General features: G+C 53.0%; 9 protein-coding genes. 7 read left to right on the forward strand and 2 right to left on the reverse strand.

Annotation, left to right across the window (positions count from 1 at the left end; all coding sequences use genetic code 11):
• Positions 1–2,321, forward strand: a 2,321-nt coding sequence (gene lon, locus ACTHYN_RS15710) for an endopeptidase La (protein ID WP_441813347.1), incomplete at its 5' end; no start/stop codon positions are given.
• Positions 2,322–2,340: 19 nt separating this feature from the next.
• Here the strand turns inward: lon and ACTHYN_RS15715 are convergent.
• Positions 2,341–2,835, reverse strand: coding sequence for a MarR family winged helix-turn-helix transcriptional regulator (locus ACTHYN_RS15715; RefSeq protein ID WP_441813348.1), 495 nt, complete (start codon positions 2,833–2,835; stop codon positions 2,341–2,343).
• 210 nt (positions 2,836–3,045) lie between these two features.
• Here ACTHYN_RS15715 and ACTHYN_RS15720 point away from each other — a divergent pair, with 210 nt between their 5' ends.
• The 5 genes from ACTHYN_RS15720 (at position 3,046) to ACTHYN_RS15740 (ending at position 7,986) form a co-directional block, all read left to right on the forward strand.
• Entirely contained in the window at positions 3,046–4,158 is a 1,113-nt protein-coding gene (locus ACTHYN_RS15720) for a branched-chain amino acid ABC transporter substrate-binding protein (RefSeq protein ID WP_441813349.1), read from the forward strand.
• A gap of 161 nt (positions 4,159–4,319) precedes the next feature.
• A complete protein-coding gene (gene livH / locus ACTHYN_RS15725) occupies positions 4,320–5,243 on the forward strand; it encodes a high-affinity branched-chain amino acid ABC transporter permease LivH (RefSeq protein ID WP_441813350.1) in 924 nt (307 codons plus the stop codon).
• Positions 5,243–6,514, forward strand: a complete 1,272-nt coding sequence (gene livM, locus ACTHYN_RS15730; RefSeq protein ID WP_441813351.1) for a high-affinity branched-chain amino acid ABC transporter permease LivM — start codon at positions 5,243–5,245, stop codon at positions 6,512–6,514. Before livH ends, livM begins: the two co-directional genes overlap by 1 nt.
• 6 nt (positions 6,515–6,520) lie before the next feature.
• Positions 6,521–7,276, forward strand: coding sequence for a high-affinity branched-chain amino acid ABC transporter ATP-binding protein LivG (gene livG / locus ACTHYN_RS15735; protein ID WP_441813352.1), 756 nt, complete (start codon positions 6,521–6,523; stop codon positions 7,274–7,276).
• A gap of 8 nt (positions 7,277–7,284) precedes the next feature.
• Positions 7,285–7,986 carry an ABC transporter ATP-binding protein gene (locus ACTHYN_RS15740; RefSeq protein ID WP_441813355.1) on the forward strand — a complete coding sequence of 234 codons (702 nt, stop codon included), beginning with the start codon at positions 7,285–7,287 and terminating at the stop codon, positions 7,984–7,986.
• Between the two features lie 76 nt (positions 7,987–8,062).
• Here the strand turns inward: ACTHYN_RS15740 and ACTHYN_RS15745 are convergent, their stop codons facing one another.
• A complete protein-coding gene (locus ACTHYN_RS15745) occupies positions 8,063–8,494 on the reverse strand; it encodes a hypothetical protein (RefSeq protein WP_441813353.1) in 432 nt (143 codons plus the stop codon).
• Positions 8,495–8,798: 304 nt separating this feature from the next.
• Between ACTHYN_RS15745 and ACTHYN_RS15750 the strand changes: the two genes are divergently transcribed.
• Positions 8,799–9,251, forward strand: coding sequence for a DUF3015 family protein (locus ACTHYN_RS15750; protein ID WP_441813354.1), 453 nt, complete (start codon positions 8,799–8,801; stop codon positions 9,249–9,251).
• The last annotated feature ends 44 nt before the right edge of the window (positions 9,252–9,295 follow it).

Here is a 9,295-nt window from a genome sequence, read left to right on the forward strand (position 1 = left end):
CCTCCCACCTCTACCTGGTTACACCAAAGTGCTGCAGTTATTATCTGAATTCACGCCAGAACCACTGGCAAGAGACACTTAAGCGCGTTAGCGAAACCGACCACAAGCTGATGGGCATTTGTTTTGTTGATGACCTTCAATCAGACCAGAGTGTTCCGCAAAGCGATGAGTTAGCGGAGGTTGGCTGCGCTGTGCGCGTTCATCACGCTCAAAACAAGGACGGCAACGTTCAGTTTATTGCCCAGGGCCTGCAGCGCTTTCGTATTGTGCGATGGCTGCGCCGTAAAGCGCCTTATCTGGCAGAAGTGGAATACCCGCAAGAACCACAAGAGGATACGGATGAAACCAAGGCTTACACACTGGCCATCATCAGCGCTATAAAAGAGTTGTTGCGCACCAACCCGCTGTATGGCGAGGAGGTAAAGCAATATCTGTCGCGCTTCGGACCGGAGGACAGCTCGCCACTGACCGATTTTGGCGCATCGATGACAAGCGCTCCCGGCCACGAACTGCAGGCTATTTTGAACACGGTGCCTTTGCTCCGGCGCATGGAAAAAGTACTTCTGCTGATGCACAAAGAGCTGGAGGTAGCCCGCCTGCAGTCTGAAATCAGCGAAGAGGTGAACGAAAAGGTACAGAAACATCAACGCGATTTTTTCCTGAAAGAACAACTGAAGGTTATCCAGCGCGAGCTGGGCATGTCGAAAGACGACAAAACGGCAGATGCCGAGCGCTTCGAAGCCCGAATGGCGGAGCTGAACCCACCCGAAGCCGTACAGGAGCGCTTTAACGACGAATTACAAAAGCTGCAGATTCTGGAGCAGGGCTCGCCGGAATACGGTGTTACCCGTAATTATCTGGATTGGTTAACCCAGGTGCCCTGGGGGCAATACTCTGAAGATCAATTTGACCTGACAGAAGGCCGCCGCATTCTGGATCGGGATCACGATGGCCTTGATGATGTAAAAGACCGGATTATCGAGTTCCTTGCAGAGGGCACCTTCAAAAACGAAGTCAGCGGATCAATCTTGCTACTTGTTGGCCCGCCTGGGGTTGGCAAAACCTCCATTGGCCACTCGGTAGCCGATGCGCTTGGACGCGAATTTTATCGATTTAGCGTTGGCGGCATGCGCGACGAGGCGGAAATCAAAGGCCATAGGCGCACCTATATCGGCGCTATGCCAGGCAAGTTTGTGCAAGCACTTAAAGATACTGCCGTGGCCAACCCTGTGATCATGCTGGATGAAGTCGACAAAATCGGTGCCTCGTTCCAAGGCGATCCAGCCTCTGCCCTACTGGAGACTCTGGACCCGGAGCAGAACAAGGATTTTCTGGATCATTACCTGGATGTCCGCATGGACCTGTCCAAGGTGCTGTTCATTTGCACGGCAAACCAGCTCGATACCATTCCCCGGCCGCTGCTGGACAGGATGGATGTCATCCGCCTGTCTGGCTATATAGGCGAAGAAAAGCTGGCTATTGCCAAGCATCATTTGCTGCCGCGATTGCTGAAGCGTGCCGGGCTACTTAAAAAGCAATTCAATATCACCGATGCCGCCATCCGTCAGATAATCGAGGGCTATGCCCGCGAGGCCGGTGTTCGGAATCTGGAGAAGCTCCTGCACAAGGTTATGCGCAAGGGCATTGTAAAACTGCTGAAATCCCCGGATAAGCCAGTAAGGGTAGGTGTATCCGATTTGCAGGAGTATCTCGGCCAGCCCGCATTCCGGAAAGAGAAATCACTTAAAGGCATTGGTGTGGTAACCGGGCTGGCCTGGACAGCCATGGGCGGTGCAACCCTGAGCATCGAAACGTCACGGATTCACAGCAGCCAGCGTAATTTCAAATTGACCGGCCAGCTTGGGGAGGTAATGACGGAATCGGCAGAAATAGCATATAGCTACGTTTGCTCAAACCTGAAGCGGTTCAAAGGCGACCCGGGATTTTTTGACAAGTCTTTCGTACACCTTCATGTGCCAGAAGGCGCCACTCCAAAAGACGGCCCCAGCGCTGGGGTCACCATGGCAACCGCCCTGCTCTCAATTGCTCGCAAAGAAGCTCCACAGCCATACACAGCGATGACCGGCGAGCTAACACTCACCGGCCAGGTACTTCCTGTGGGTGGCATTCGCGAGAAAGTTATTGCGGCACGCAGACAAAAAATCAGCAATTTGATTCTGCCAGAGGCGAACCGCGGAGATTATGAGGAACTGCCGGATTACCTTCGGGAAGGCCTGACGGTGAACTTCGCCAAACATTACAACGATGTGTTTCAGGTGTGTTTTGGCAACAAATCCCGCGCAGACTCGTCGGTGCACTAAGCCGTTGGAAGGAAAAGGCTTACGCCCTTTCCTTCCAGCCGTCGTCTTTCAGCACAGGGCCCACATCCAATACGGGTGAGGCATCAATATCATCGGCATCCATCATGTTCGCGACACGCTGAAGCGACGCCAGAATCATGTTCTGCTCCCACTCGTGAAGGTTTTGGAACTTTTTAATGAACTGCTCCTGCAAAGGATTAGGGGCGCGGGAAAGTATATCTGCGCCACTTTCAGTCAGGTGTGCATGCACCTTGCGCTTATCCCGGGTGCTACGCACTCTGTAAACCAGTTGCCTGTGCTCCAGACGATCCAGAATAGTGGTCACCGTGGCCTGGCTCAGACTGACCTTATCGGCGATGGTGCCGATGGTGACTTCTCCCAACTCCCGAATGGTCCGCATGATTAGCAGCTGCGGCCCGGTGAGTCCGGCGTTCTTGCTAAGACGTTTGGAATGAAGATCTGTTGCCCGGATAACTCGCCGAAGTGCGACCAGAACATGCTCGTGGTTGCTCAATGTGTTACTGCTCCAAATGGGGGCGCTTGCCTTTTGTTTACACCACTAAGTATTAGAGATCTTCACACTCACGAATGCAAGTAGCGGTTTTTACGTGCAGAATGTTAAATAACAAACCAGGCCACCAGCCAACTTGACAAGGTTGCATGGGTGGTGTTTGTTTAACTACTGAGACTATAAGAATAACCCTGAAAACACAGGACAACCCCAATGACAATTTCAGTAAAAAAACTCGTTACCGCAGTGAGCGCTTCTGTGGCCCTTATGACTGCAGGCCACGCTGCTGCAGAGATCAAAATTGGCGTCGCAGGGCCTATTACCGGCCCGGTTGCACAGTATGGCGACATGCAATTCTCCGGCACACGCATGGCCATCAAGCGTATTAACGAGGCCGGTGGCGTGATGGGCGAAAAGCTGGTCGCGGTAGAATACGATGATGTTTGCGACCCCAAGCAGGCAGTCACGGTTGCGAACCGACTGGTTAACGATGGCGTTCGCTATGTTGTTGGCCACCTGTGCTCTAGCTCAACCCAGCCTGCCTCAGACATCTATGAGGATGAAGGCATACTCATGATTACTCCGGCTTCAACCAGCCCGGAAGTTACCGAGCGTGGCTATGAGCTGGTTTTCCGCACCATCGGGCTCGACAGCATGCAGGGGCCGGTTGCCGGCAACTATATTGCCAGCCAGGACCCGGAGCGGGTGGCGGTGATTCACGATAAGCAACAGTACGGCGAAGGTATTGCCACCGCCGTTCGTGACACCCTGAAAGACAAAGGTGTCGAGGTTGCCATGTTTGAAGGTGTCACCGCTGGCGCCAAGGACTTTTCATCCCTGATTACCAAGCTTAAGCAGGCAGATGTGGATTACGTGTACTTTGGCGGCTATCACCCGGAACTGGGGCTGATTCTGCGCCAGGCACAGCAAGCCAACCTGGAGACCAAGTTTATGGGCCCTGAGGGCGTTGGCAACAACGACATCAACACCATTGCCGGCGAAGCCTCCGAAGGGCTTCTGGTCACCCTGCCCCCGAGCTTTGATGAGAAAGAAGAAAACAAGGAACTGGTTGAGTCGTTCGAAGCCAACGACGAAGACCCATCCGGCCCATTCGTTCTGACTTCTTACGCCGCCGTTCAGCTAATTGCAGACGGCATCGAAGCCGCAGATTCCAAAGACCCGTTTGATGTTGCCGAGGCGCTACGCAACGGTACCTTCGAGACGCCAATCGGCACGGTTGAATACGACGAGGCTGGTGATATGAAGTCGTTCGAGTTTATTGTGTACGAATGGCATTCAGATGGCAGCAAAACTCCGGTAAACTAAGCCTAATCGTTAATAAACGGTAATCATGAGAACACCTTCTCACCGCGACCCGGGAGAAGGTGTTTTTCTAGGCCCCTGTTAACTCTGTTTCACACCCAGCGCGGCTATTCTGTGCCCGGGGCGATGCAGCCGAGGGAGCAGGCCCCCGGAGTCAAATAACAATGCAAGACCTCCTCTACTTCTCTCAACAGCTCATTAACGGGCTGACGATTGGGAGCGCCTACGCCCTGATCGCCATTGGTTATACGATGGTTTACGGTATCATTGGCATGATCAACTTTGCCCATGGTGAGATTTATATGATCGGCGCCTACACGGCGCTTATCACCATAACCGGCCTGACCGCCCTTGGTGTGGCCTGGCTCCCTTTGATTCTGATTGTTGCCCTGGTGTGCGCCATGATCGTTTCCAGCTCCATGGGCTGGGCGGTTGAAAGGGTTGCCTACCGGCCCGTGCGGGGTCGCCACCGCTTGATTCCGCTGATTTCTGCCATCGGCATGTCCATTTTCCTGCAGAACTATGTTCACCTTGCCCAGGGCTCTCGCAACATCGGCTTTCCTGCGCTCATTGAGGGGGGCTTTCAGTTTGGTTCGGACGATGCGTTTCAGATGTCTTTATCTTACATGCAGATCACGATTTTCATCACCACACTGATATGCATGACCGTGCTCTCGCTGTTCATTTCCCGCTCTCGCACGGGGCGCGCCTGCCGGGCTGTCTCGCAGGATTTGGGCATGGCCAGCCTGCTGGGCATAGACACCAACCGAATCATATCGGCCACTTTCATTATTGGTGCCGCACTCGCAGCCGTTGCAGGCCTGCTCCTGGGTATGTACTACGGTTCGGTTGACCCCTTATTTGGTTTTATCGCTGGCCTCAAGGCCTTTACAGCGGCCGTGCTCGGCGGCATCGGCAGCATTCCCGGTGCCATGCTCGGCGGGCTTATCCTTGGCGTGTCTGAAAGCATGACTTCGGGCTACCTCAGCGGTGAGTATAAAGACGTCGTTTCCTTCGGCTTGCTGATCCTCATTCTGTTATTCAAACCCACCGGCCTGCTTGGCAAACCGGAGGTTGAGAAGATCTGATGGCTGCTAACAACTATAGACACGCACTGTTTTGCGCAATTGTCACGCTCATTATAGCTTTCCCGATTCTTGGGCTTAACCTGGAAGCCGAGGGTGTAAAAATCACGGTCACTGGTGCCGAAACCTCAACGCATATAGCGATTTTTCTGGCTGCTGTTGCGGTTTTTGTGTTCCAGGCATTTCGTGGCTCGTTCATGGCGGTGCTGGGTAAATTGCCTAGGCTCAACCCCCTGGTGAACAAAGAGCCCATGGAGCAATCCAAGCGGGTGAAGCTTGAATTCTGGGTAATAACCGGGCTTGTGGTTCTTGCGCTATTCTGGCCATTTTTTGTGTCGCGGGGCTCTGTCGATCTGGCCACTTTGGTGCTGATTTACATTATGCTGGCGCTGGGCCTTAACGTAGTGGTTGGCCTTGCGGGCTTGCTCGATCTTGGCTATGTAGCTTTCTACGCGGTGGGCGCCTATACCTTCGCTTTACTGTCCCAATATCTGGGCGCCTCATTCTGGGTTGCACTGCCCGCAGGTGCACTGCTAGCCGCTCTTTTTGGGCTGGTACTGGGCTTTCCAGTCCTGCGTTTGCGAGGCGATTATCTGGCTATTGTTACCCTGGGTTTTGGCGAGATTATCCGCATTCTGCTTAACAACTGGACCAACCTGACAGGCGGCCCAAACGGCATTGGCGGCATCCCCGACCCGACGTTGTTCGGCATGGAGTTTGGCCGGCGTGTAAAAGAAGAGGGCAACACCTCGTTCCATGAAACCTTTGGCATTGCCTACAGTGGCGAGCACAAGGTGATCTTCCTGTATCTAATCGCCCTGGTGCTGGCCGTAATAACGGCATTGATCATTCGGCGTTTTATGCGCATGCCGGTAGGCCGGGCCTGGGAGGCGCTGCGGGAAGACGAAATAGCAGCTCGCTCGCTCGGGCTCAGCCGCACCGCAGTAAAGCTCTCTGCATTTACCATTGGCGCGTTTTTTGCCGGCTTTGCAGGCACCGTATTTGCTTCCAAGCAAGGTTTTATCAGCCCCGAATCCTTCGTATTCCTGGAATCTGCCATCATTCTGGCCATTGTGGTTCTGGGCGGCATGGGGTCGCAGCTTGGCGTAATACTGGCAGCCATAGCCGTAACCATATTGCCGGAACTGGCGCGGGAATTTTCCGAATACCGAATGCTGATTTTCGGCGCCGCCATGGTGTTAATGATGGTTTGGAGACCCCAGGGCATGCTGCCCATGCGTCGCATTCACATCAAACTGAAAAAGCAGGAGTGACAGACAATGCTTGAAGTACAAAATCTGTCCATGCGCTTTGGCGGCCTGCTGGCAGTAGACCAAGTGACACTGGATGTTCAGGAACGGGAAATCGTTTCCATCATCGGCCCCAACGGTGCCGGTAAAACCACCGTATTCAACTGCATGAGCGGTTTTTACAGGCCCAGCGGTGGCAAAATCCTTTTTGAAGGCAAGGAAGTACAGGGAAAACCGGACCACAAAATTTCCAGGTTGGGCATGGTAAGGACCTTCCAGCACGTTCGTCTGTTCACCCAGATGTCTGTTGTGGAAAACCTGCTTGTGGCCCAGCACCGCCACCTCAACACCAACATGCTCGCTGGACTTCTGGGCACCCCTAACTATAAGGAGCGTGAACAGAAGGCTCTTGATCGTGCAGCCTACTGGCTGGAACGCGTTGGGCTACTGGAACTCGCCAACCGGGATGCAGGCAACCTGGCATACGGCCAGCAACGGCGCCTGGAGATAGCGCGCTGCATGGTGACCGAACCAAAACTGCTGATGCTGGACGAACCGGCAGCCGGCCTCAACCCGGCTGAGACCAAAGAACTCAACCAGCTTATTATTAGCCTGAAAGCGGACTACAACGTTTCCGTGGTGTTGATTGAACACGATATGAGCCTGGTAATGGATATTTCCGATCGGATCAACGTTATTAACCAGGGCCGCCCCCTGGCCAGTGGCACACCAGAAGAAATCCGCCAGAACGACGACGTGATCAAAGCCTACCTGGGCGAGGCCTGAACATGAGCATGCTTTTACTAGAAGATGTCCATACCCATTACGGGAAGATAGAGGCCCTGCACGGGGTGTCTGTTGAAGTGAACCGGGGCGAAATCGTCTCGCTGATTGGCGCCAACGGTGCAGGAAAAACCACACTGCTAATGACTGTGTGCGGCACCCCACAAGCCACTTCCGGGCGTATAACCCTGCAAGGCCGTGATATTACAAACGATCCCACAGCACAGATTATGCGTTCGGGGCTAGCGATAGTGCCAGAGGGGCGCAGAATATTTTCCGGCCTGACGGTTGAAGAAAACCTGCACATGGGCGGTTTTTTCAACACCAAAGCCGAAATCCGGGATACCCAGGCCCATGTATACGAGCTTTTTCCACGCCTGAAAGAACGGGCCCTGCAGCGCGCGGGCACCATGTCTGGTGGCGAACAACAGATGCTAGCCATTGGGCGGGCATTGATGAGCCGGCCGACGATGATCATTCTGGATGAGCCGTCACTGGGGCTGGCGCCGCTCGTCATCAAGCAGATTTTCGAGATCATTGGCCACCTGCGGGATGAGGGAATTACGGTGTTTCTGGTAGAGCAGAACGCCCACCAGGCGCTGCACCTGGCCGACCGGGGGTATGTGCTGGAAACGGGCAAAATCCGCTTGCATGATACCGGCAAGAACTTGTTGGCCAACCCGGATGTTCAGAATGCCTATTTGGGTGGTTAACGACCAATAAGAAGAGAAAAAACCGGGGAGCCTTATAAAGCTCCCCGGTTTTTACATACAGCATACCAAAAGCGAGTTATTTGATGCTTTTGATCGTGCCTTTGTAACCTTCAACCGTTACGTTGATGGTCCCAAAAACCAAGAAGTCCTCGGTCTCAACAGTATAACGTGGAGCTACGATAATATCTGCGCCAGAAGCGGTAACAGCCTTGTATGCTGCTGCAGATTTCGCTTTAGAAACCGGATTCCCAAAAGGCAGGCCGCCGCCACCGCTAGAGCCACCGTAAGAAACGCCGTCAGCAAACTGCTTGTCACTGCCAATAGTAAAGAACAGGACCTTCGTTACGGAAGCCTTGCCAGTGATTTTCTCACCAACTTCAACGTCAGCTTTGATGTCGGTCTGCAGCGGTGCAGTAATAGGCATAGAGTTGGAACTGACGTTCATTGAACTACAGCCTGACAGCGCGCCTGCCAATACCAAAGATGATGCAATTAGAATTTTTTTCAAAATCGTGTCTCCGTGTTTTGTTTCTAGGCCTTCGTGGCCGCGGACATAATACGTAAGCGCTCGCCGCATAACAAGAAAATCATTAACTGGCGAGCCTTATTTCTTCAGTGTATATGAGCGCTGCATCACTTGCGAGACTTTTCGGTAGACCCATGAAAAATAGGCAACAAACCTGGCAGGTTTTAATATTGAACTATACTCTGTCTAATGGTCATCCTTACTTCATATAAACCGCAAGGGCTCTGCCCAACGCGATGGCCAGCGCGGGATGAAACGACGGCTAAAAATCGTTAAGGAGAGCATGATGAAAAAACTGATCGCCGGTACAATTTTGCTAGGTGCCTCATCCATGGCTTTTGCACAACCAGGCTGTGGCGTAGGTGCTATGATCTGGAAAGGGCAATCCGGTATTGCTCCACATGTATTGGCTGCAACAACCAATGGTATAGCCTCACAAACGGTGAGTATGACCTTAGGTATTACGGGCTGTCATACCAACGAAAACGTCCAATCCATGGCAATGATTATGGAATCACGAGGAGCAGCGATTGCTGCGGATATGTCCCGTGGCCAGGGAGAAAATCTTGAAGCCATGGCAGCAGCACTTGAGATTGAAGCCGAAGACCGCAGCGAATTTTATCAAGTGCTGAACGGCAACTTTAATACAATTTTTCCAAGTTCTGATACCACTTCCGGCGAAGCCGTCGACACCATCGTCGCCCTACTGGAAAAAAATGAATCTCTAAGGAGGGTCTGATTAATGCCTGATTTCTTGCCGAATAACTTTATTAGCTCAAAAAA

Origin of the sequence: Marinobacter sp. (genome assembly GCF_052091845.1) — a bacterium.
GTDB lineage: Bacteria > Pseudomonadota > Gammaproteobacteria > Pseudomonadales > Oleiphilaceae > Marinobacter.